Annotated in this window: 16 protein-coding genes; 8 read left to right on the top strand and 8 right to left on the bottom strand. The window is 72.6% G+C overall.

Translation table 11 applies throughout. The features are described 5' to 3' along the window. The first annotated feature begins 58 nt into the window (after positions 1–58). The 3 genes from ABZ823_RS06770 (at position 59) to ABZ823_RS06760 (ending at position 5,445) form a co-directional block, all read left to right on the top strand. Positions 59–2,341 (top strand): (Fe-S)-binding protein, encoded by a 2,283-nt coding sequence (locus tag ABZ823_RS06770; RefSeq protein WP_361654598.1) that lies wholly within the window; start codon positions 59–61, stop codon positions 2,339–2,341. A 281-nt stretch (positions 2,342–2,622) separates the two neighbouring features. After that, positions 2,623–4,080, top strand: a complete 1,458-nt coding sequence (locus ABZ823_RS06765) for a sugar transferase (protein ID WP_361654595.1) — start codon at positions 2,623–2,625, stop codon at positions 4,078–4,080. A gap of 180 nt (positions 4,081–4,260) precedes the next feature. Further along, the gene (locus ABZ823_RS06760) at positions 4,261–5,445 is read left to right on the top strand and encodes a hypothetical protein (RefSeq protein ID WP_361654592.1); all 1,185 of its coding nucleotides are present in this window, start codon (positions 4,261–4,263) and stop codon (positions 5,443–5,445) included. Here ABZ823_RS06760 and ABZ823_RS06755 read toward each other — a convergent pair. Both ABZ823_RS06755 and ABZ823_RS06750 read right to left on the bottom strand, forming a co-directional pair. Continuing rightward, a complete protein-coding gene (locus tag ABZ823_RS06755) occupies positions 5,421–7,328 on the bottom strand; it encodes an asparagine synthase-related protein (RefSeq protein ID WP_361654590.1) in 1,908 nt (635 codons plus the stop codon). The genes ABZ823_RS06760 and ABZ823_RS06755 overlap by 25 nt on opposite strands. After that, the gene (locus ABZ823_RS06750) at positions 7,328–9,604 is read right to left on the bottom strand and encodes a bi-domain-containing oxidoreductase (protein ID WP_361654587.1); all 2,277 of its coding nucleotides are present in this window, start codon (positions 9,602–9,604) and stop codon (positions 7,328–7,330) included. The genes ABZ823_RS06755 and ABZ823_RS06750 overlap by 1 nt, the downstream gene beginning before the upstream one ends. 228 nt (positions 9,605–9,832) lie before the next feature. On the opposite strand from ABZ823_RS06750, the gene wecB reads away from it, so the two are divergent. Next, positions 9,833–11,044, top strand: a complete 1,212-nt coding sequence (gene wecB, locus ABZ823_RS06745) for a UDP-N-acetylglucosamine 2-epimerase (non-hydrolyzing) (protein ID WP_361654585.1) — start codon at positions 9,833–9,835, stop codon at positions 11,042–11,044. Between the two features lie 48 nt (positions 11,045–11,092). On the opposite strand, the gene wecC is transcribed toward wecB, so the two are convergent. After that, complete coding sequence (wecC, locus tag ABZ823_RS06740) at positions 11,093–12,334, bottom strand: UDP-N-acetyl-D-mannosamine dehydrogenase (RefSeq protein WP_361654583.1); 1,242 nt, start codon at positions 12,332–12,334, stop codon at positions 11,093–11,095. Positions 12,335–12,575: 241 nt separating this feature from the next. Between wecC and ABZ823_RS06735 the strand changes: the two genes are divergently transcribed. Beyond that, positions 12,576–13,409 carry a glycosyltransferase gene (locus tag ABZ823_RS06735; protein ID WP_361654580.1) on the top strand — a complete coding sequence of 278 codons (834 nt, stop codon included), beginning with the start codon at positions 12,576–12,578 and terminating at the stop codon, positions 13,407–13,409. 52 nt (positions 13,410–13,461) lie between these two features. On the opposite strand, the gene ABZ823_RS06730 is transcribed toward ABZ823_RS06735, so the two are convergent. From ABZ823_RS06730 to ABZ823_RS06710, 5 genes are all read right to left on the bottom strand, one after another. Next, positions 13,462–14,409 carry a GDP-L-fucose synthase gene (locus ABZ823_RS06730; protein ID WP_361654576.1) on the bottom strand — a complete coding sequence of 316 codons (948 nt, stop codon included), beginning with the start codon at positions 14,407–14,409 and terminating at the stop codon, positions 13,462–13,464. 8 nt (positions 14,410–14,417) lie between these two features. After that, positions 14,418–15,581 carry a DegT/DnrJ/EryC1/StrS family aminotransferase gene (locus tag ABZ823_RS06725; protein ID WP_361654573.1) on the bottom strand — a complete coding sequence of 388 codons (1,164 nt, stop codon included), beginning with the start codon at positions 15,579–15,581 and terminating at the stop codon, positions 14,418–14,420. After that, complete coding sequence (locus ABZ823_RS06720) at positions 15,578–16,870, bottom strand: hypothetical protein (protein ID WP_361654570.1); 1,293 nt, start codon at positions 16,868–16,870, stop codon at positions 15,578–15,580. The genes ABZ823_RS06725 and ABZ823_RS06720 overlap by 4 nt, the downstream gene beginning before the upstream one ends. 164 nt (positions 16,871–17,034) lie before the next feature. Next, positions 17,035–18,081, bottom strand: a complete 1,047-nt coding sequence (gmd, locus tag ABZ823_RS06715; protein WP_361654567.1) for a GDP-mannose 4,6-dehydratase — start codon at positions 18,079–18,081, stop codon at positions 17,035–17,037. 210 nt (positions 18,082–18,291) lie between these two features. Continuing rightward, positions 18,292–19,677, bottom strand: a complete 1,386-nt coding sequence (locus ABZ823_RS06710) for an O-antigen ligase family protein (protein ID WP_361654564.1) — start codon at positions 19,675–19,677, stop codon at positions 18,292–18,294. Between the two features lie 302 nt (positions 19,678–19,979). On the opposite strand from ABZ823_RS06710, the gene ABZ823_RS06705 reads away from it, so the two are divergent. The 3 genes from ABZ823_RS06705 to ABZ823_RS06695 are packed head-to-tail and all read left to right on the top strand — an operon-like array spanning position 19,980 to position 22,853. Beyond that, positions 19,980–20,996 (top strand): glycosyltransferase family 4 protein, encoded by a 1,017-nt coding sequence (locus tag ABZ823_RS06705; protein ID WP_361654561.1) that lies wholly within the window; start codon positions 19,980–19,982, stop codon positions 20,994–20,996. A gap of 17 nt (positions 20,997–21,013) precedes the next feature. Beyond that, positions 21,014–21,805, top strand: a complete 792-nt coding sequence (locus ABZ823_RS06700; protein WP_361654558.1) for a WecB/TagA/CpsF family glycosyltransferase — start codon at positions 21,014–21,016, stop codon at positions 21,803–21,805. A 58-nt stretch (positions 21,806–21,863) separates the two neighbouring features. Then, positions 21,864–22,853: a YIP1 family protein gene (locus tag ABZ823_RS06695; RefSeq protein WP_361654555.1), complete on the top strand. Its 990-nt coding sequence runs from the start codon at positions 21,864–21,866 to the stop codon at positions 22,851–22,853. Positions 22,854–23,087 lie beyond the last annotated feature (234 nt).

The following is a 23,087-nucleotide window of genomic DNA, read 5'->3' as shown; positions in this document are numbered from 1 at the left end:
TCGGAGTACACAGGAAGTACACGGAGGAAACCCCCTCGCAGGCCCGAGGAGCCCCCAAATGCAACTCGCCGCGATCATCGTGTCGCTGGTCCTGGCCGTGGTCGGCGTGGCGCTGTTCGCCCGAGCCATCGGCCAGATCTACCGCTTCGTGCGGCTCGGACAGAACGTGCCCGCCGGCACCCGCACCAATGACCCCAAGCAGCGCACCGTCACCGTGGTCAAGGAGTTCCTCGGCCACACCCGCATGAACCGCTGGGGCATCGTCGGCGTCGCGCACTGGTTCGTGGCGGTGGGCTTCTTCACCCTGGTCCTGACCCTGGTCAACGCCTTCGGGCAGCTCTTCGAGGCCGACTGGTACATCCCCGTCATCGGCGACTGGGCGCCGTACGAGGTCTTCACCGAGCTGGTCGGCCTGCTCACCACGCTGGGCATCCTCACGCTCATCGTGATCCGCCAGCTGTCACGGCCGGACCGCCCGGGGCGCAAGTCACGCTTCGCGGGCTCCAACATCGGCCAGGCCTACTTCGTCGAGGCCGTCATCCTCATCATCGGCCTGGCGATCCTGACGCTCCGCGGCCTGGAGGGTGCCCTGCAGCACGTGGACGGCTACGAGGCGTCCTACCTGATCTCGTACCCGCTGGTCGCGGCCTTCAAGGGCCTGGGCGTGAGCACGCTTCAGAACCTGGTGTACCTGGTCGCCATGATCAAGATCGCGACGTCCTTCATCTGGATGATCACGGTCTCGCTGAAGACGGACATGGGTGTGGCCTGGCACCGGTTCCTGGCCTTCCCGAACATCTGGTTCAAGCGGGAGAGCGACGGCGGTACGGCCCTCGGCGCCCTGCTCCCGATGACGTCGGGCGGCAAGGCGATCGACTTCACCGACCCGGGTGAGGACGACGTCTTCGGCGTCTCCCAGGTCGAGCAGTTCTCCTGGAAGGGCCTGCTGGACTTCTCCACCTGCACCGAGTGCGGCCGCTGCCAGTCGCAGTGCCCGGCCTGGAACACCGGCAAGCCGCTCTCCCCGAAGCTGCTGATCATGTCGCTGCGCGACCACGCCCACGCCAAGGCCCCCTACCTGCTGGCCGGCGGCGGCAAGACCATGGAGGGCGAGGAGAAGGCGTCCGCCGAGCAGCTCAAGGACGTGCCCGCCGCCGCCCTCGCCGAGGCCGAGCGCCCGCTGATCGGCACCGCCGAGGAGAACGGCGTCATCGACCCGGACGTCCTGTGGTCCTGCACCACCTGCGGCGCCTGCGTCGAGCAGTGCCCGGTCGACATCGAGCACATCGACCACATCGTCGACATGCGCCGCTACCAGGTGATGATCGAGTCCGCGTTCCCGTCCGAGGCGGGCACGATGCTCAAGAACCTGGAGAAGAAGGGCAACCCCTGGGGCCTGGCCAAGAAGCAGCGCCTGGAGTGGACCAAGGAGGTCGACTTCGAGGTCCCGGTCGTCGGCCGGGACATCGAGGACCTCACCGAGGTCGAGTACCTCTACTGGGTCGGCTGCGCCGGCGCCCTGGAGGACCGCGCCAAGAAGACCACCAAGGCCTTCGCGGAACTGCTGCACATGGCCGGCGTGAAGTTCGCGATCATGGGCGGCGACGAGAAGTGCACCGGCGACTCCGCCCGCCGCCTCGGCAACGAGCCCCTGTTCCAGGAGCTCGGCATGGAGAACGTCATGGCCCTGAACACGGCGTTCGGCGAGGAGTTGGACGACGACGGCAAGGTCACGGCGGAGTCGAGGAAGCCGAAGTCGGCGAAGAAGATCGTCGCGACCTGCCCGCACTGCCTCAACACGATCGGCAACGAGTACCCGCAGCTCGGCGGCGACTACGAGGTCATCCACCACACCCAGCTGCTGCAGCACCTGGTCGACGAGGGCAAGCTGGTCCCGGTCACCCCGGTCGAGGGCATCATCACCTACCACGACCCGTGCTACCTGGGCCGCCACAACAAGATCTACACGCCGCCGCGCGAGATCATCGGCAAGGTCCCGGGCCTCAGGAACGAGGAGATGCACCGCCACAAGGAGCGCGGCTTCTGCTGCGGCGCCGGCGGCGCCCGGATGTGGATGGAGGAGCGCATCGGCAAGCGCATCAACAACGAGCGCGTCGACGAGGCCCTCTCCCTCAACCCCGACATCGTCTCCACCGCCTGCCCGTTCTGCCTCGTCATGCTGACCGACTCGGTCAACGGCAAGAAGAACGAGGGCAAGGCCAAGGAGTCCGTCCAGGTGGTCGACGTGGCCCAGCTGCTGCTCGACTCCGTCAAGACGCCGGTCGACCCGGCGGGCGCGGCCGAGACGGAGAGCGAGCCGGAGCCCGAGCCCGTGAAGTAGACCGGGTTCGTACGCCGCAGACCGACGAGGGGCCGGGGTCGCCATGGAGCGACCCCGGCCCCTCGTGCGTGCACCGGCACCCGCGTCCACCGACCTCCGCGACGCGCCGTGCCGGTTCGCATATGCGCCGGGCATGGCGCTCTGCTCATCGGGTGAGAGTTCCCTCTCCCCCAGCGTCGTGCCCCTCTCCCCCACAGCCCGCCCTACACACTCGATTCGTCCTTTCCGATCCTCTTGGAGGGCGCATGTGGCTGTTCGGGGAGACAATGCCCCACGCACCAATGACGAAGCCCGCACGGACACAGGTCATCCGGGCACAGCCACCCGCCGGACGCCGCGTCGGCAAGCCCGCCTGGTACGCGCCCGCGGCCCTCCTCGGCGACACGGCCGCCGCCGGCGCCCCGGTGTGCGCGGCCTTCGCGCAGGCCGACGGCAGGAACGGGGTGGTGTACGGGGTGGTGGCGGCCCTGGCCTGGCTGCTCGTGCGCGCCGCACGGGACCGCTACGCCGTACGCCGGCTCGGCGAGCGCGACAACGTCGCCTCCGCGCTGCAGGACTGGCTGGTGCTGATCGGACTGCTCGCGGTGGTGCGCGCGGCGACGGGCGAGCAGTCCCCCTTCCTCCTCGCCCTGGCCGCCCTCGCCCCGTGCGCCCCGGCGAGCGCCGCCGTGCACGCGCTGCTCCAGCGTCATCTGCTCGCCCGGCGCCGTACGGGCCGGGCCGTCCGCCGGGCCCTGGTGATCGGGGAGGCGAAGGCCGTCGACGGTCTGGTGAGCCATCTCGCCAGACGGACCGACCACGAGTTCGTCGTCGTCGGGGTGTGCCCCATCGGCGACGAGGACCCGCACGATCTGGCCCCGATCGCCGCCCGGCTGCGGCGGCAGGCGCCGTCGCGAATGTCGGCCGACGCCGGGCCCGTCCTTCAGGCGGCCCGGCGCCTCGGCGTGGACGTGGTCGTCGTCGTACCGGGACCGCACCTGAGCGGGGCCCGGCTGCGGCGGCTGTCATGGGCGCTGCACGGCGCCCAGTGCCCGCTCGTGGTCGTACCGGGCCTGACCGAGGTGGCCGGGCACCGGGTCGGGGTCTCCTCGGTGGCCGGGCTCACCCTGCTGAACGTGGCCCCGCCGCTGCGCCGGGGGCTCGCCGCGCTGCTCAAGTCGGTGACGGACCGGCTGGGCGCGACGCTGCTGATCCTGCTTCTCTCCCCGCTGTTCGCGGCGGTGGCCCTCGCCGTACGGCTGGATTCGCCGGGGCCCGTCGTACACCGGCAGACCCGTATGGGCCGCGGCCAGGTGCCCTTCACCATGGCGAAGTTCCGCACCATGGTCGTCGACGCGGAGCGGCTGAGACACCAGCTGGCCGGGACCAACGAGAAGGACGGCCGGATGTTCAAGATGCGCCGCGATCCCCGGGTCACCCGCGTCGGCCGGGTGCTGCGCCGGTACTCCCTCGACGAGCTGCCCCAGCTGTTCAACGTCGTCCGCGGGGACATGTCCCTGGTCGGCCCCCGCCCGCCGCTGCCCGACGAGGTCGCCGGCTACGACGAGGTGGAACTGCGCCGGCTGGCCGTCAAACCCGGGCTCACCGGCCTGTGGCAGGTCAGCGGGCGCTCCGACCTGTCCTGGGACGAAACCGTCGCCCTGGACCTCAGGTACGTGGACAACTGGTCCCTGTCCGTGGACGTCGGAGTGCTCCTGCGGACCGTGCGCGCCGTGCTGGCGGGCACCGGCGCCTACTGAGCCCCCGACGGCCCCACCGGGCCCGTCGGGGCGGCCGCGATCCGCCCGTCGGCACCAGCGGCGACACCCCCCACACCACCGGCGAACGTCCAGGGAGCGCTCGTGCCGTCGACCACCACCCCCGCCGGCCCCTCACGCGGGGCCGGGCCCGCCCCCTGCCCGGCGCGCGGGAGCACGCCCGTGACTCCGTACGACAGCACGGACGTGGCCGCCTTCGCGGAGCGGCTCTTCGGGTGGGCCGACAGACGGGGCTGGGCGGGCCCCGACCCGTACGACGGGCTGACCGGGCCGCTGGGGCGGGCGGCCGTGCACCGCGTGCTCCGGCAGGTCCTCCTCCAGAGCGTCAAACGCAGCCCGCTGGACCTGCGCCCCGTCCTCGGTATCCGCCCCCTGCGCACCGCGACGGCGACCGGAACCGCCGCGAGCGCCTGCGCCCGGCTCACCGACTCCCCCGTCTGGCGGGAACGTGCCCTCCGGCTGGGGCGGCGTACGGCCGCCGAGCAGCTGTCCGGGCGCTACACCGGACTGTGGCGCTACGAGTTCGATGTGCAGACCCGCTGGGCGTACTACCCGTCCCGGGTCCCGAACCTGGTCGCCACCACCTTCTGCGCGGACGGCTGCCTGGACACCGGGACGCTCGGCGACGAGGCCGTGTGCTCCCTCGCCCGCGCCCTGCTGGAGCACCTCCACAACGGCGAGTTCTTCACCTACACCCCCACGAGCGAGGTTCTCGTCCACAACGCCAACCTCATGGGTGCCGCGCTCGCCGCCCGCCTGTCCGGCACCGGCACCCTGCCGGGCGGCCTCGCGGACCGCCTGGCCACCGCAGCCCGCGACGCGGTCGAGGTGAGCCTCGCCGGTCAGCGCCCCGACGGCTCGTGGCCGTACGGCCGGGGCCCGGGCCTGGACTGGGTGGACGGCTTCCACACCGGATACGTGCTGCTGCGCCTGGACCAGGCCGGGACACGGCTCGGCATGGACGTCCGGGCCCCCCTCGAACGAGGGGCGGACCACTACCTGCGGGACCTGTTCGAGGGCCCCCTGCCCCGCTACTTCGCGGGCGGCCGGCCCCGCCGGGACCCGAACAACGACGCGACGGCCGTGCGGATGGCGGCCTGGGCGGCCGAACGGGGCCTGGCCACCCCCGGCTTCGCGTGCGCGGTGCTGGCGGCCGTCGTGGACCGCTATCCCGGCCTCGGCCCGCACCGACGCGGCGGACTCCTCGGGGGGAACCGGGCCCTGTGGGAGTCGCCCCGCTGGAGTGCCGCGCCCCTGCTGGACGCGCTGAGCGCCCTGCACGCCGTCCTGCGGGGCGGTTCGCAGCCCTCCGCTCCCGGCGGTCAGCCGACGGCGGCCGCCTCGTAGCCCGACAGGACGTCCGCGGTCCGTCCCGCACCCGCCGCCGCGTTCCGCTCCCACCACACGGCCGCGCACAGCAGACCGAACACCGCCAGTCCCCGGTCGCGCCGCCCCTGGACGTGCTCGGCGACGAGACGGTCCGCGGTCCGCCGGTCGAAGACGTCGTCGAACAGCGGGGAGCGCCGCACCTCCCGCCACAGGCGCGCCCCGTGCTCACGCAGCAGCGACCGCACCGGCGCCCCGAACCCCGTCTTCGGGCGCCGGGCCACGAACTGCGGCACCCCGGACGCCACCGCCGCCGCGCGGAAGCGTGCCTTGCCGTCGCCCAGCCGCACCTGGTCCTCGGCGACGGCACCGAGCGCGGCGGCCACCACCGGCTCGCCCAGGAACGGCACCCGCAGCTCCACGCTCGCCCGCATCGACGCCCGGTCGGCGTACAGCAGGTTCAGCCCCGGCAGGAACAGCCGCCGGTCGCACTCCGCCAGCGCCGCGAGAGGCGTGCCGCCCGCGTCCAGCACGGCGCCCGCCACCTCGCGGTGCCGCTCGGTGATCGCGTCGAGACCGACGAGCGGCGACAGCGCCGCCCACTCCCGCCGGGAGTAGTACGCCTGCGTCGCCCAGGACCAGTCGAGGGCGCCGAGCTGGAGCAGCCGCCCGAACTTGTCCGCGCGGCCCCGGTAGCGCCGGGGCGCGGGCACCGCGCTGGTCGCCCCGAGAGCGGGGCGCGCCCACGCGGGGAAGCGTTGCAGCAGCCATACGGCCTGGTAGCGCTCGTATCCGAGGAACAGCTCCTCCACCCCGAGCCCCGACAGCAGCACGGTGGCCTCGCCGCGGGCGGCACGGGAGAGCTGCATGAGGGCGACGGCGGCGGGGTCCCCGAAGGGCACCTCGGTGGTGGCGACCAGCTCCGGGATGCGGCGCAGCACGTCGACGTCGAGATCCACCCACGTCAGCGGCAGACCCAGCCGGCGGGACACCCGGGCCGCGTAGGGGGCGTCGTCCTCGAACGGCTCCGCGCGGGCCGCGGGGGTGCGGGGCCGCGCGGCGAAGGAGGGTCCGGAAAAGCCGCGCCCGGCCATCTCCACGGCCAGCCACGTGCTGTCCAGACCTCCGCTCAGCAGCAGACCCACCGTCACATCCGCACGCAGTTGCCGGGCGACCGACGTGCGGACCGCGGCGCCGATGTCCTCGGCGGGCGCGACAGGGCCCGCCCGCCACCTCGGTGACACCTCGTCGTATGCGGGGGCCCGGGCGGCGAGCACCGTCCCGGCCGGTACGGCACACACGCGCCGCCAGCCGGTCCGCGGCGGCGGTGTCCACAGGAACATGGCGCCCTGGGCCACCGCGACCGGGTCGGCCTCACCGGCCAGGCCGGCGGCCCGCAGCGGTTCGATCTCGCTGGCCAGCGCGGCCAGGCGGCCCGCCGCGTCCGACGCCGCGTACAGCGGTTTGACGCCCAGCCGGTCACGCCCGTAGCGGATCTCGCCGTCGGGCAGGACGAGGGCGAACGCGAACATGCCGTCGACCTGGTCGAGCAGCCGTGGGGCGTCCGGTTGCAGCAGCAGTTCGTACAGGACCTCGGTGTCGCCCTTGGTGGTGAACGCCACGCGCCGCCCGCGCAGCAGCTCACGCAGCCGCGGCGCGTTGTAGATCTCGCCGTTGTAGACCATGACCCCCCGCTCCGGGGTGCCGAAGGGCTGGTCGCTGCGCGGGTCGAGGTCCACGACCGCCAGGCGGCGGAAGTGCAGCTCCGCGCGCCAGGCGCCCCCGTCGAGGTCCAGGTGACCCTCCGCGTCGGGGCCGCGGTGCGCGAGCGCCGCGCAAGGGTCCGGGCCCGACGGCGGCCGGTTTCGCGCCGTCCGGTTCAGCAGGAGGACGAAGCCGCACATCAGGACGCCGCCGTGGCCGCAGCGGCGCCACCGGCCGGACGGCCGGGTTTCGGCACCGCGGCCCCCGCACCGGGCGCGGCGCAGCCCAGCGCCCGGGCCAGAGCGGGTGTGGCGGGGGCCGTCTCCACGACGCGGCACTCCGTGAGCGAGCGGGCCGCACGGCAGGCCACCAGGGAACTCCACAACGCGGAGGGGAAGTCGGCGGCGGCCGCCGCCCCGCCGAGGGGCTCGCCCCGCACCAGCCGGACGAGGCCGCGCATCTCGGCCGCGTGGCCCTTGGGCCCGCCGCGGTAGGCCGTCGTGGCCGCCCTGCCCCCCTTCCACACGGTGAGCGAACGGAAGTCGTCGATCCTGGCCGCCACCCCGTCGGCGGCGACCTCCAGGAGCTCCTTGGGCGCGCCGGGCGGGGTCAGTCCCCCGTACACGACACAGGCGGCGGAGCCGTCGTCGTACGTCAACTGGAGGGTGACGCTCTGCGCCGTGGCCGGGTCCCCCCTGCCCACGCCGACGGCCCGCACACCGACCGGCCTTCCGGGGACCAGGAAGCCCGCCGTGTCGATGAAGTGGCAGACCTCGCCGAGCAGCCGGCCGCCCTGCCGGGGATCGAAGTACCAGTGGTCGGCGGGGAGCCGGCCCGCGAACACCCGGTAGACCACCTGGAGCGGCGCACCGGTGGGGAGCGCGGCGCGCAGGTCCCGCACCGCGGGCGCGAACCGCCGGTTGAACCCGGCCATCGCCGGGGCGCCCGAGACCAGCCAGGCGTCGGCCACGTCCTCCAGTTCCTCCTCGGTCAGACCGAGGGGCTTCTCGCAGTACAGGGCGGTGCCGGCGCGCAGCACCCCGGCCGCGTACCGGCCGTGGCTGTCGTGGCGGCTGAGCACCATCACGCAGTCCGCGTCACCGGACGCGAGACCGCTGTCCACGCTGTCGGCGACGGTGCGGAAGCCCCACCGCCGCCCCTGGTGCGCTGCGGACAGCCCCCGCCCGCCGGCGACCCATGAGAAGGCGACGCCGGGTTCCCGCTTCAGCTCGGGGAACAGCGTCCTGGTGGCGAAGTTGCCCGCACCGATCGCCGCGACGCGCACGGTGCCCCGGGGCGCGGTCCAGGTGCCGGAGCCGGCCGGGGGAGCGGGCGGGGAGGGAAGTTCGGCGGTCCCGGGGTAGCGCAGGAGCAGGGCGACGCGGCGTCCGCCGGGCGACGGCTTCAGTGACTCGTACGCGTCGGCCGCGTCCTCGACGGGGAAGACCCGCGGGTCCAGCCTGGACAGGTCCAGCGCTCCCGTCGCGGTCAGCCGGAGCACCTCGGCGAGGTTGCGGCGTTCCGTCCACGGGACATAGCCCTCGGGGTAGGGGTGGCCGCCCTCCTCGAAGCGGGAATCGTAGCGGCCGGGGCCGTAGGAGCGGGCGTAACGGATCGACAGTTCCTTGTGGTAGTACGACGACCGCGGCGGCGTGACGCCGACGTCACCGACCACGACGACGGTGGCACGGTCCCGGGCGAGGTGACCGGCGAACTCCACGGGATCGGAGCTGGGCGTGGCGGCGGTGATGAGCACCGCGTCCGCGCCGGCGCCCGACCAGTGCCGCAGGACGGCACCGGACAGGCCGTCCGCGCCGCGCGGGAAGGCCACGAGACCCGCCGACTCGGCGAGCGCCACCATGGCGGGGTCGGGGTCGATGCCGACCGCGTCGTAGCCGTAGGCGCGCAGCAGTTGCAGTGTGAGCTGGCCGACCAGCCCGAGACCGATGACGGCGATCCGGGACCCCGGCACCGACTCCGCCTGATGGATGCCCTGGAGCGCGATCGCGCCGACCGTGGCGAAGGCGGCCCACTGGGTGTCCACCCCGTCCGGCACGGGGACCACGAGGTTGCGCGGCACGGCGACGATCTCCGCGTGCGACGCGTAGCGGGCCCCGGCCGCGGCGACCCGCATCCCGGGACGGATGTCCTCCACGCCCTCCCCCGCCCGCAGGACCGTGCCCGCGCAGGAGTACCCGAGCTGCACCGGACGGTCCAGGCGGTCCTTGACGGTCCGGTAGGTCTCGGCGAGGCCGGTGCGCCGCACGCTGTCGATGACCTGCGCCACCTGGTCCGGACGCTGCCGGGCCTTGCCGATCAGGCTCTGCGCGCCGGTCGAGACAGTGGCCCGCTCGGTCCCCGCGCTGATGAGCGACCACTCGTTACGGATCAGCACCGTCCCGGCGGTCGCTTCGGGGGCGGGAATGTCTCCCACCGTGATGACGCCGGTGCGCGGGGACAGGAGGACTGTTTTCATTTCCTGCCTTTACGGGAGGGGAAACGGCCGCCACGGGACCAGAAAACGCGGACCACGGCGCACTGTAGGGACGGCGATGTGACGGGCCGTGCCCGTGTCCCGCCGAACGGACCAGACGGCCGAACATCTTCATTCGGCCGCGTGAACATGCCTCCGGCATGGCTGGTATTGCCGCGGAACAGCGATTCGCTGGTGCCCGAAGAGCGCTTCTTCCATAAGGAGACTCGGGTGAAACGACTGATGGTCGTCTACGGAACAAGACCAGAGGCCATCAAAATGGCCCCCGTCATCGAGGCGCTCGAACGCTCACCGCTCTTCCGGCCGACGGTGACGGTGACCGCCCAGCACCGCGGCCTGCTCGACCAGGTGCACGCGTTGTTCGGCATCCGCGCCGACCACGACCTCGACATCCTCAGCGAGCGCCAGTCCCTCGCCGACATCACCGTGCGCGTCCTGAAGGGGCTGTGCCCCGTGCTCCAGCGGGAGCGGCCGGACGCGGTGCTGGTCCAGGGGGACACCACGACCGCGTTCGCCGGGGCGCTCGCCGCCTTCTACGGCCGGGTGCCCGTGGTGCACCTGGAGGCGGGACTGCGCACCGACGACCGGTACGCGCCCTTCCCCGAGGAGATCAACCGCCGGCTCGCGACCCAGCTGGCGTCCCTCCATCTGGCGCCCACCGCTCACGCCCGGGACAACCTGCTGCGCGACGGTGTCCCCCCGTCGTCGGTCGTCGTCACCGGGAACACGGTCATCGACGCCCTGCGCTGGGCGGTCGGGCGCACCGCGCACTACGGGGACCCGGCCCTCGCCGACCTCGACGACACCCCCCGCCGGGTGCTGCTGGTGACGGCCCACCGCCGGGAGTCCTGGGGCGGCGCCATGGAGTCCATCGGCGGTGCCCTCGCCGATCTCGCCCGCAGTGAGCCCGGGCTGCTCATCGTGCTGCCGCTGCACCCCAATCCGGTGGTGCGGGCCGCGATCCTGCCGCAGGTGGCGGGCCTTGACTGCGTACGCCTCACCGAACCGCTGCCCTACGGCGCCTTCGCCCGGCTGATGAACCGCGCGCACCTCATCCTGACCGACAGCGGCGGCATCCAGGAGGAGGGGCCGGGACTGGGCAAGCCGGTGCTGGTCATGCGGGACACCACCGAACGTCCCGAAGCCCTGCGGGCGGGCACGTCCCGGCTGGTGGGCACCGACCGCGAGCGCATCGTGAAGGAGGTGCGGCGGCTCCTGCACGACCGGGCGGCCTACGCCGCGATGGCGAGGGCGGTCAACCCGTACGGCGACGGCCGCGCCGCGGAGCGCACCGTACGGGCCGTCGGACACTGGCTTGGCCTGTGCCCACGCCCCACGGACTTCCGCCCGGGGGCGGGACCCGCGGAACCCTCCCCGGCGCCGGGACCCGCGCAGCTCTCCCCCGCGCCGGGACCCGCGTAGTCCCCCCAGGCGCCGAATCCCGGCGAGTACGGCCCCGGCGGCCGTGTGTCAGCGCCAGAAACCGCGGGTGTCGAACACCGCCTTGCCGCGCAGCGCGGTGCGTCTGACCCCGCGGAAGGCGTCGTGGTCCACGAGCAGCACCACGACGTCCGCGTCATGTACGGCGGTGGTGACGTCGACGAGCCCGACGGTGCCCGTGCGCGCCAGTGAGTCGGGCAGCTCCCTGATGTGCGGCTCGGCCACCAGCAGCCGGCCGACCTGTCGCTCCGCCAGCTGCGTGACGATGTGCAGGGCGGGGCTCTCCCTCAGGTCGTCGATGTTCGCCTTGAAGGCCAGACCGAGGCAGGCGATCACGGGGTCCTTGAAGCGGCCGGCCGTCCGGACGACCTCGCCGAGCACATAGTCGGGCCGGCCGTCGTTGACCTCGCGGGCCAGCCGGATGAGCCGTGACTGCCGGGGCGCGGTGCCGACGATGAACCAGGGGTCCACGGCGATGCAGTGCCCGCCCACGCCCGGTCCCGGGCGCAGGATGTCGACCCGGGGGTGGCGGTTGGCCAGGGCGATGACATCACCCGCGTCGATGCCGAGGTGGTCGCAGACCATGGACAGCTCGTTGGCGAAGGCGATGTTGACGTCCCGGAAGGCGTTCTCGCTGAGCTTGGCCATCTCCGCCGTCGTGGCGTCGGTGAGCAGGCACTCCCCCTTGGTGAACACCTCGTACAGTGCCCGCGCCCGCTCCGCGCAGCCCTCCCCCACACCGCCGACGACCCGGTCGTTGGTCACCAGCTCGATCATCGTGCGGCCCGGCAGGACACGTTCGGGGCAGTGGGCGACCCGCACGTCGGGCGCCTCGCCCGACTCGTGCGGGAACGACAGGTCGGGCCGGTCCTTGCCGAGCCACCGGGACAGCTCCACCGTCGTACCGGGCGGCGAGGTGGACTCGAGGATCACGAGGTCGCCCGCCTTGAGCACGGTGGCCACCGAGGCCGCGGCGGCCCGTACGTACGACAGGTCCGCCGTACGGTCGTCCTGGAGCGGGGTGGGTACGGCGATGATGTAGGCGTCCGCCGGCTCGGGCGCCCCCGTGGCACGCAGCCGCCCCATGGCCACGGCGCCGCTGACGGCCACGGCCAGGTCCGGTTCGACGAAGGGGGCGCGGCCGGCGTTGATCAGGTCGACGGTCGCCGGGTTGACGTCGACGCCGACGACGTCGATCCCGTTCGTGGCGAGCGCGGCGGCGGTGGGCAGTCCGATGTAGCCGAGGCCGATCACGCACACAGTGGAGAACACCAGGGGGAATCCTTTCCGGAAATGTGCCGCAGGTGAATTGGCTGGGATGTTCACGGAAAACGAAAAGGCATCCGACAGGATGGCCCGGTACACCACCTCTTCCGGAGCAAGCGCGCCGCACATGTTCCGACCGAATCGTTTTGCACGGGCACCGGCCGTGTCGGCCGCACAAGCCGTCCGATCCGGTGTAGCTCTACCTATGCACAGCGGCAGCACGTCGGACAGAAAAGGCGCACAGGCGATGAATTCCCGAACCATTCCGCGGGTGCGGCTGGTGGTGCCGTCCAACGGGGAGCGCCCCGAATACCTGGAACAGTGCCTGGCGTCCGTCAGGCGGCAGCGCGAACCCGTGGAGGTCGTCGTCGTCGGACCCGCCCGGGCGCAGCGCGCCCTGAGCGCCGCGGCCGAGCGCCACCGGTGCCGCTTCCTGGTGGAGGAGGAACGGGGGCTCAGCAACGCGGTCAACCAGGCCTGGCGGGACGCCGCCACGGAGTACGTGACATGGCTCGGCGACGACGACCTGCTGACGGAGGACAGCCTCGCCGCGGCCTGTGAGGCGCTCGACCGGGCTCCCCGGGCCGCCATGGCCTATGGGCGGCTGCGGGTCATCGACGCCGACGACCGGGCCCTGTACACCCTGCGCCCCGGCACCTTCGCCTCCTGGTTCTCCCGGTACGGGCAGAACTTCGTCGGCCAGCCGGGCTCCCTCTACCGCAGCAGCGCCGTGCGGCGGGCGGGAATGCTCGATCCGGGGTTGCGCTACGCCATGGACTTCGATCTGCATCTGCGGATGCGGCAGAGCGGGGGCATGGTGTATCTGCCGAAGGTCCTCGGGTGCTTCCGGGTCCACTCCACCTCCCTCACGGTGACCAACCCCTGCCCGGACGACGAGGGGCGCCGTGTGATGCGCCGCTACCTGAGCCCCGTCGCGCTGCGCCTGGAGTCGTGCTGGTGGCCGGTCGCCCAGGGCGTCAGCAAGGCGTGGGGCGCGACGACGCGGTCGGGTCTGATCGACGCGGCGGCACGCCGCACCACCGGCCTGCGCATCAGGCGGCGCGCCCCTCAGGGCTGCTGACACCACCGTCCCCGGTGGCCCGCGCGGGACGGCGTACCGCACCGCCAATCCCCTACGCCGGCGCCCCGGCGCGGGCGACATGCGCGAGGTACCAGGCGTAGGTGCGGCTCAGGCCCTCATCGAAGCCGATCCGGTGGTGCCAGCCGGCCGCGTGCAGCGCGGACACGTCCAGCGCCTTCCTGGGCATACCGTCGGGCTTGGACGCGTCGAAGACCAGCGCGCCCTCGAACCCGACCAGGCGCCGGATCCGCTCCGCCAGCTCCCGGACGGAGATGTCCTCACCCGTTCCCACGTTCAGGAAGCCCTTCGCGCGGTGGTGGCCCAGCAGCCAGAGGACCGCGTCGGCCAGGTCGTCCACGTGCAGGAACTCCCTGCGGCTGTCCCCGGTCCCCCAGATCACGACCTCGGACGCCCCGGCCTGCCGGGCCTCGTGCATGCGCCGCAGCAGCGCCGGGATCACATGGGAGGTCTCCGGGTCGAAGTTGTCCCCCTCGCCGTAGATGTTGGTCGGCATGCAGGAGACGAAGTTCCTGCCGAACTCCTCGTGGATGTACTCGCACAGCTTCATCCCGGCGATCTTGGCGTAGGCGTACGCCTCGTTGGTCGGCTCGGGGCGGCCCGTCATGAAGTACTCCTCCCGCATCGGCTGCGGGCATCCCCGGGGGTAGATGCAGGAGCTGCCGAGGAAGAGGAACGTCTCCACCCCCGCTTCCTTCGCCGACCAGATGAGGTTGTTCTGGATCTGGAGGTTCTCGTACAGAAACTCCGCGGGACGGGTCATGTTGGCCTTGATGCCGCCGACCCTGGCCGCGCAGTCGACGACGTACACGGGCCTGCAGGCCGCCATGAAGTCCCGTACGGCCGCCTGATCGGTGAGGTCGAGTTCCGCGCGGGTGCGCAGCACCAGGTTGCCGAAACCCGCGTCGCGCAGCCGCCGGACGACGGCCGCACCCACCATGCCCGTGTGACCGGCCACGTAGATCCGCGCTCGCTGGTCCATCACGTGCCTCATCCGCCCAGCAGCTCGCACAGCGTGGCCACCTCGTCCTCGGTGAGGTCGGGGTTGTTGCCGAAGTAGAAACCGTTCGTGTGGACGAGACCGGCCACGGGGCACTCGGCGGTGTCGCGGACGTGACGGCGGTAGAACGGCTGCCGGGTGATGTCGCCCGCGATGACCGGACGGATCTCCACCCCGGCCGCCTCGAACTCGGCGCGGTACTTCCCGGCCAGTTCCGGCGTCCGGCAGACCACCGGCATGGCGAAGTTGGACACGAGGTCCATGTGGGACAGGTCGTACCGGTGGAGGTCCGCGTTGCCCGCCATGGCCTGCCCGAAGCGCGCGAAGTGGGCCGCGCGGGCGCCCACGATCTCGTCCCAGTACCGGATCTGCCGGTTTCCGATGAACCCGGCCAGCTCGGTGGGCCGGAAGTTCGACGCCAGGTCGTGGAACGTGTACCGGGCGTAGAAGTCGTCCACGCCGGCGTCGGCCCGCAGCCGTGCCTGCCGGTCCGGTGACAGATTGCGGTCCCAGCCGTGCGCCCGGGAGATCACCAGCCGCTCGTGCAGGTCCTCGTCGTCGGTGCACACCATCCCGCCCTCCACGGTGGACAGATGGTGGCCGACGAAGAAGGAGAACGTCGAGGCGAGCGAGAAGTTGCCGAGCAGCGTGCCCGCCGTCATCGACCCGAGCGCCTCACAGTTGTCCTCGAGGAGCAGGACGCCGCGGTCGCGGCACATCTCCCGCAGCCGGGGCAGGTCGTCGCAGAAGCCCAGGACGTTGGTCAGGAACAGCGCCCGCAGACCGCCGATGTGCGGCTCCAGGGTGTACGGCGAGACGTTGAGCGTGTCGAGCGCGCAGTCGATCGCGACCGGCTCCAGACCCAGCTGGATGAGCGGCATGACGTTGGTCGGCCAGGTCAGGGCCGAGACCCCGACCCGGTCGCCCCGCCGGAGCCGGCCCTCGTTCAGCAGGGCCTGGATCAGCAGCAGGTCGGCCACGCTGCCGTTGCCGACGAAGACGGCGTACCGGCGGCCCTGCCGGGCGGCGAAGGCCTCCTCGAACGCCCGGCACTGCTCGTTCATGCTCAGCACGTCCTGGTGGAGCACGAACTCGGCGAGGGCGCGGCGGGTCTCGGCCTCGCGGTGGAAGGTGGACTTGATCAGCTTGATCACGGTGGGAACCTCTGCGTCGACACGCGGTGGGGCCCTCGCGCCGACGGCGTCGCCGTCCCCGGGCGGAAGGCTCGGAACAGGGTGGGTACGAGCACGAAGACGGCGTAGGAGGCGACCGAACCGATGACGGGGCCCTCGGCTCCCAGGCGCGCCAGGGGGATGGACACGGCGAGGTTCACCGCAGCCATCAGGCTGAAGGCGACCGCCTGGAATCGGAGCCCCGCCTCGTCCGTCGCCCACATGGTGGCCGGGTAGGCGACCGCCTGAACGAACAGCAGCGCGGCGAACGCGGCCATCAGGCCGGTCCCGACCCGGATGCGCTCGTGCATCATCCAGGTGCCGGCGAGCGGCCCGAGCACGGCGATCCCGGCGCCCACGATCAGACCGCCCGCCGCGAAGCAGACGGTGAACCCGGCCAGTTGCCGTCTGGGCGCGCCCGGCGAGCGCCTGCGGCGGGCGAACAGGGCCCACAGCGGCAGCCCGGCCGCGCCCAGCAGGCTGCTCGCCGGTGCGAAGAACTGGGCACCGGCCGAGTAACCGGCCACCGCGGCCGCGTCGGCCGTGTGGCTGAGGACGAGCCGGTCGGTGGCGTAGGCGACGGCCGTGGCCGCCGTGACGACGGTCATCGGGAGAGCGAGATGCGCGATGGGCGCGCGGTCCCGGACGGTGGACGCGCGGATGCTGCCCACGGTCATGCCCAGCAGCGGCATGCCGAGGTACCGCCGGGCGAGCACCCCGCCGGCGGCGCTCACGAGGCACTGCGCGAGGAAGGCCGCCGCCACGAACACGCCGGTGGGCACGTGCAGTCGGGCGGCGAGCAGCACGAGCGCGAGCAGCAGCACACTGCCGGCCCCCTGGAGCAGGAACGCGACGTCGTTGCGGTTGACCGCCAGCAGGACCGATCTGCTCAGCCCGAGCGGCATGCTGCACCCGAACAGCAGCGAGGCGACCGCCACCGTGAGGTCGGACCCCGGCTGCGCCGCCTCCCCGAGCAGCGCGTCCCACATCCCGAGCAGGGCCAGCGTCACCCCCGCTGCGGCGATGACGGCCCCGGCACACATCAGGTTGCGCGCCGCGGTGAGGACCGCGCCGCGCACCAGCCGCCGTTCGCGCGAGGTGTCGCGGGCGACGGCCTCCGTGATGGCGGCCCCCGCGCCCAGATCCGTCAGGGGCAGCACCGCGGGCAGGGTGGTGACCAGGGCGAACTGCGCATAGCCGGGCACCCCGACCGCCCCGACCACGGTGTGCGCGAGGGCCAGGTTGGTGACCGCGGTGACGGGGAGCGTCACGGCTCTCGCGCCGATCGACCGGGCGACGGCACCGGCGAACCGCGGGCTCGGCGTGCCGTCCGCCCCTTCGGGCGCGCGCGCCGAGGGAAACGGCACGGCCCCGGGCCGCCGCCCGGCCCGGCTCAGAGCGCGCGAGGGGCGTGGGACTGCCACGGCGCTGCCGCCTAACGCCCGTATGCGGCCAGCGCCTGGGCCGGCGCGGGTACCGTCGCCGCGGGGGACCGGTCGCCGCCCCGTAGGGCGTCCAGTTCGGCGTCGGTCATGAGCCGCGCCAGCTCCGGTGCCCGGACGGCGGGCCGCCAGCCGAGGACACGTGCGGCCTTGGACGCGTCGCCGACGAGGTCGTCGACCTCGGCGGGGCGCAGATAGCGCTCGTCGAAGCGCACGTGCTCACGCCAGTCCAGGCCCACGTGGGCGAAGGAGTACTCGACGAAGTCGCGGACGCTGTAGCTGCTGCCCGTGGCCACGACGTAGTCGTCGGGCTCGTCCTGTTGCAGCATCAGCCACATCGCCTCGACGTACTCGGCGGCGTAGCCCCAGTCGCGGCGCGCGTCGAGGTTGCCCAGATACAGGGTGTCCTGAAGGCCCGCCTTGATGCGGGCCGCGGCCGTGGCGACCTTCCGGGTGACGAAGGTGGGGCCGCGGCGCGGCGACTCGTGGTTGAAGAGGATGCCGTTGACCGTGTGAAGGCCGTACGCCTCACGGTAGTTGCGGGTGATCCAGTACGCGTAGACCTTCGCGACCCCGTACGGGGAGCGCGGGTGGAACGGGGTGCCCTCGTGCTGCGGCGGGGGCGACGCCCCGAACATCTCGGAACTGGACGCCTGGTAGAAGCGGCAGGGCAGGCCGGTGGTGCGGATGGCCTCCAGCAGCCGTGTGGTGCCCAGCGCCGTGGTGTCCCCGGTGAAAAGGGGCTCGTCGAAGGAGACCCGCACATGCGACTGGGCGGCCAGGTGGTACACCTCGTCGGGCTGCACGCGTTCGAGAAGGCCCGCGACCCTGCTGCCGTCCGTCAGGTCGCCGTAGTGCAGGAACAGCCGGGCCCCCGGATCGTGCGGGTCCTGGTAGAGGTGTTCGATGCGGCTGGTGGTGAAGGTGGAGGCACGCCGGACGATCCCGTGGACGGTGTAACCCTTTTCCAGGAGCAACTCGGCGAGATAGGAGCCGTCCTGCCCGGTGATTCCGGTAATGAGCGCCTTTCTGGCTGTCACACAGACTCCCTGTGGTGAGACGGGGGCGATTCGGCGGCCGACCGTATTTTCATTTCCCTTTTTCGGGCGGCCGGTTCGCGCCTCCCCCGTGCACAGCGTAGGAAATAATTCCGGAATAGCCCACGGTCATGGCCGCGCATCCCCCGTGCGGCCGTATTCACGCCGGTTCGGGACGCATTTCGGCCCGCGGTCGCGGGGTGGTGCCCTGGGTCAGGAGGAGACCGGCACCATCGGGGGCGCCGGCAGCGGACGTCCGGTGCCGGAACGGGAGGGGGCGGCGAGGACGCCGCGACCGGGCGCGGCCGTGTCCCGGGGCCCGTCGGAGGCCTCGCCGTCCCCCTGTGGGACACCGACCAGCGCGTAGGCGCAGGCGAGCACCAGCCAGGACGGCAGACCGATGTACGTGGTCTCGAAGGCGACGTTGGTGGACGCGGTGACGGCGACCCCCACGGTCGCCCCGAACCACGACGCGGCCGCGGGGTGGTGCCGGGCCCGCCAGGTCCGGCGCAGGGTAGCGGCGACGAGCAGGACGACCGCGATTCCCGCGGGCCAGCCCAGGTAGTAGACGTATCCGACGAACGAGTTGTGCGGGCCGGCCCTGGGGGCGTTCAGGTGCCTTCCGTGTCCGACCACGTCGATCGGGTGCCCGGCGCCCGCGCCGAGCAGCGGGTCCTTCCGGACCACCCGGAAGGCCTCCTGCCACATTTCCAGCCGCAGTTCGACGTTGGCTCCCGCCTCGGTGCTCGTGTCGTGGGAGCGCGACACCCGGCTCGCAAGACCGCCGACCACGGGCATGTCCGACACGTCCTGCCCGCCCAGGGCGAACCCGAGCACGGCCACCACCCCGGCGGTGGCGAGGCTCCACGACAGGACCGGCAGGCGGACGGCGCGCCGATGGTACGCCCGGCCGGCCACCGTAGTGGCGGCCACCGCCGCCACCACCGCCAGCAGCGGGCCCCGCTTGCTCGCGAGGGCGGTCATCAGGGCCGCCCCGACCAGCGTCCACAGCAGCAGCCGGCTGTTCCCCCGCAGCCGCAGCTGCGCACCGAACGCGCCGGCGATCGCCAGATACAGGCCCCAGGCCGCGGCGGGCAGCGTGGTGCCGGCGCTCCACGCCAGGAGGAGTCCGGCGGTCGGCACGAACAGCACCCACCGCCATCGCAGGGCCTCTTCGACGGGCCGGGTGAGGAACCAGGTCGCGGCACACCACCCGACGACCGGGTAAAGCCCCAGGATGACGCCCTTGAGGGCCTCGGGGTACTCGGCGGCCAGTCCGCGGTACACCGCCTGGCACGTGATCACCGCCAGGCCCACCGCCACGACGCGGAACCCGCTCAACCGCCTCTCCGAGAGCGCCCGGGGCCCCCACATGCGCACCGTCGCGACCAGCGCGAACGCGGCCGTGACGTCCATGGCGTAGAACGGGTCGACGCCCACCGTCGCGTACGTCCTGCTCAGCAGGAAGAGCGGCACGAGGCAGGCCGCCCAGAGCAGCCAGCCCGCGCCGCGCAGGCACACGGCCAGCACCAGAACGGAGACGGCACATACCGCGGCGAAGACGGAATAAAACTGTGGAGTGAAGTCGAAAACGCTCACAGCCCTCCCTTTCGCCGACTTCGTCGATTCATATCACGCCGGCCAGAAATACCGGCTCCGCGCTGGGGCGCGCCCCTTGATTCCCGCGCTGCATACCGTATGAAAAGAGCGGTTCGACGTGTTGCACTGGACTTCCGCGGAGACCGAGTGCTTCGGTGGATTCATCGCCATTTTCACCCGAGCTCCGCATTCCCGCACCCATGGCTGGAGACAGGGTAATGTTTCGCGTCCGTCCACCTTTTCCGCGCCAATGCGCTGGGCCGACCGTCCTTGTTTTCCGACACAGTCCGCGTCTCGGTGGAATGGGCCGGGCGGCCGAGTTCTTCACCCCCGTTCTCACGAGCCGCTGCCAGGTGCCGGCGGTCATCTCGCTCTCGGCGAGCCGGGCAGGCTCCGACCGGCTGGCCGCCTCATGGTCCGCCAAGGCCTCGGCCACCGCGGCGGCCCTCGGCAGGGCCGCGTACGTGCTGATCGGGACAGCGCCGAGCGCGGTCTACCTGCCGGTTTCCCAGTGGGGCCTGCCCCTGCTGCGCGATGTGCTCCTGGTCCTCCTCGCCAGGACCACCGGCTCGACCACGGTCCTTCATCTCCATGGCGCGCAGTTGCCGGCCCGGCTCGCCGCGAGCCCCGTGCTGCGCGCGTCGCTGGGCGGATGCCACTGGATCGTGCTGAGCGAGGCGGTGGCGGACCGGCTGCGTGCCAGCGGCTGCCGTACGGCGTCGGTCACGGTGCTGCGCAATCCCGCGCCCCCGGCGGCCCCGCCCGCACGCGAGGCCGCCCCGTCCCGGGCGCTGCGCGTCGGCTGGATCGGCACGATGAGCCGGGTCAAGGGATTCGACCTCGTCTGCGGTGCGGTCGAGGCGCTCAAGGGGCAGGGACTCGGCGTCGAGTTCCGGGTCGCCGGGATGCGGCACGACGTCCCACTCACCCGAATGGCCTGCGTGGACGAGGACCTCGGGGTCCTCGACCTGTCGGAGGCCCTGTCGTTCTGGGCGGAGGTCGACGTTTTCGTCCTGCCGGCCCGCTGGGTCGAGGGGCTCCCCTTCGTCCTGCTCGAAGGGCTCCAGTCGGGCTGCGCCGTCGCGGCGACCCCGTCACCCGGGAGCGCCGAGCTGTTCGGCCAGGGCTGCGTGGAACCGGTCGAGGCGTCGGTGGAGTCCGTGGCCGGATTCCTCAAGGCGTGCGTGGACGACATCGACGACATCCGACGGCGCCAGCAGAAGGCCTGGGAGGAACTGCGGCCCCGGTACGAACCGGCCAGTGTCACGGAGGAGTTCGTGCGGTTCTGGCGGAACCTCGGCCTGACCCGGCATCGTTGACGGAACGGAGACCCGGCATGCCGACCACCCCGCCGCTGGACGAGAAGGCGCCGACCGGGCCGAGGGGCCCGGGCCGGCCGGTGACGGTGTGCGGGTTGCCCGTACACCCGCTCACCCTTCGGGAGTCGGTGGCGGCGGCCGAGACACTGATCGCGGACGGCGGCCCCCACCAGCACGTCGTACTGAACGCCGCCAAGATCGTGCAGGCGCACGACGACCCGGAACTCGCGGGCATCATCCGCTCGTGCTCGCTCGTCAACGCCGACGGCCAGTCGGTCGTGTGGGCGGGCCGCCTCCTCGGCAGCCCCCTGCCCGAGCGGGTCGCGGGCATCGACTTCATGCTGGCCATGTGGCGCAGCGCCGCCCGCAACGGATACCGGGTCTACCTCCTCGGCGCGGAGCCGGAGGTGGTCAGGGAGACCGCCCGCATCGCCGCCCGGCAGGGCGTCGACGTCGTCGGACACCGGGACGGCTACTGGGACGAGGCCCGGGAGCCCGAGGTGGTGGCGGCTGTCCGCGAGGCCCGCCCGGACCTGCTGTTCCTCGCGGTGCCGAGCCCGCGCAAGGAGCACTTCCTCGCCCGCCGGCAAAAGGAGCTGGGCTGCGCCCTGGTCGTCGGCGTCGGCGGCTCCTTCGACGTGGTGGCGGGGCTGCGCAGCAGGGCACCGCGGTGGATGCAGCGGGCCGGCCTCGAATGGTTCCACCGCCTGGCCCAGGAGCCGCGCCGCATGTTCCTGCGCTACGCGGTGGGCAACACCCGGTTCGTCGCCCTCACCGCCGCGCACTGGGCACGGCGGCGGACCAGGTGAGACGGGCGTACCGGTCACTGAGACGTCCCTGACTCGCCACCCGCCGATCCCTTAGGGGATGTCACAGCTCGGCAGCAAAGCCGGTCCCCTCGCCCCCGGCCCGGCACGCGACCCTCCGGGACCAGGTACGTTCGAGGACGTGGCTGGATTCAGGATCGGACGCGGCCGGGACAACCGCGCTCAAGCTCGACCGCAGCAGACGCCGTACGGACAGCAGGCGCCCCAGGGCCCGTCGTACGGCTACCCCTCCGCGCCGCAGCGGCAGTACGGCGGCGCACAGCCCTACGCGGGCGCACAGCCCCAGGGCGGTCATCCGCAGTGGCGGGCGCCGCAGGGCCAGGGCGAGCCGGAGTACTTCGGGGACGGGGGCGGCCAGGGCCACCCCGTGACCGCGGACCCGTACGCGGCCAACAACCCGGGCCACACCCAGGCGTTCTCCGTCGGCGAGGACCCGTACAGCCAGGGCGAGACCTACCGCGCGGGCCAGACCTCGGCGCCGCCCATCGGCCCGCGGCTGCACTGGAAGGACCTGCTGCGGGGCGTCGTGCTGTCCCCCGGCCAGACCTTCCTGCAGATGCGGGACTACACGATGTGGGCGCCGGCCCTCATCGTGACCTTCCTCTACGGCCTGCTGGCGGTCTTCGGCTTCGACGGCGCACGCCAGGACGCGATCAACGCGACGCTGTCGAACGCGATCCCGATCGTCCTGACGACGGCCGTGGCGTTCGTCCTCAGCTCCTTCGTCCTGGGCGTGGTCACCCACACCCTGGCCCGCCAGCTCGGCGGAGACGGCGCCTGGCAGCCCACGGTCGGCCTCTCCATGCTGATCATGTCCATCACGGACGCGCCGCGCCTGGTCGTCGCGATGTTCTTCGGCGGCGACGCCCCCTTCGTACAGCTCCTGGGCTGGGCGACCTGGGTGGCGGCGGGCGCGCTGCTGACCCTGATGATCTCCAAGTCCCACGACCTGCCGTGGCCGAAGGCGCTGGGCGCGTCGGCGATCCAGCTGATCGCGATCCTGTCGATCGTGAAGCTCGGCACCTTCTAGCGCCTGCTGGGGCACTGGCCGGCGCGGGGCGCGGAAGGCCGCCATCCCCGCGCCCCACGCGAGAGGGCCCCGGCGCGTGCTTGGGTTCCAGCGGCGCCGGGGCCCTTTGACGTAGGGCGGCCCCTCAGGCGTCCAGTACCTGCCCCGCCCGGGAGACGACCGGAGGCTCGACACTCCAAGCTGACTTGACTCGATGACGGTAGTAGCCTGATCCCTGCTTTGGAGGCAGGGGAG

The organism is Streptomyces sp. NPDC047079 (assembly GCF_040643755.1).
In the GTDB taxonomy this organism is placed as follows: Bacteria; Actinomycetota; Actinomycetes; order Streptomycetales; family Streptomycetaceae; genus Streptomyces.
Note: the sequence above shows the minus strand (reverse complement) of the source record. Positions and strands in the feature narration are given on the sequence as shown.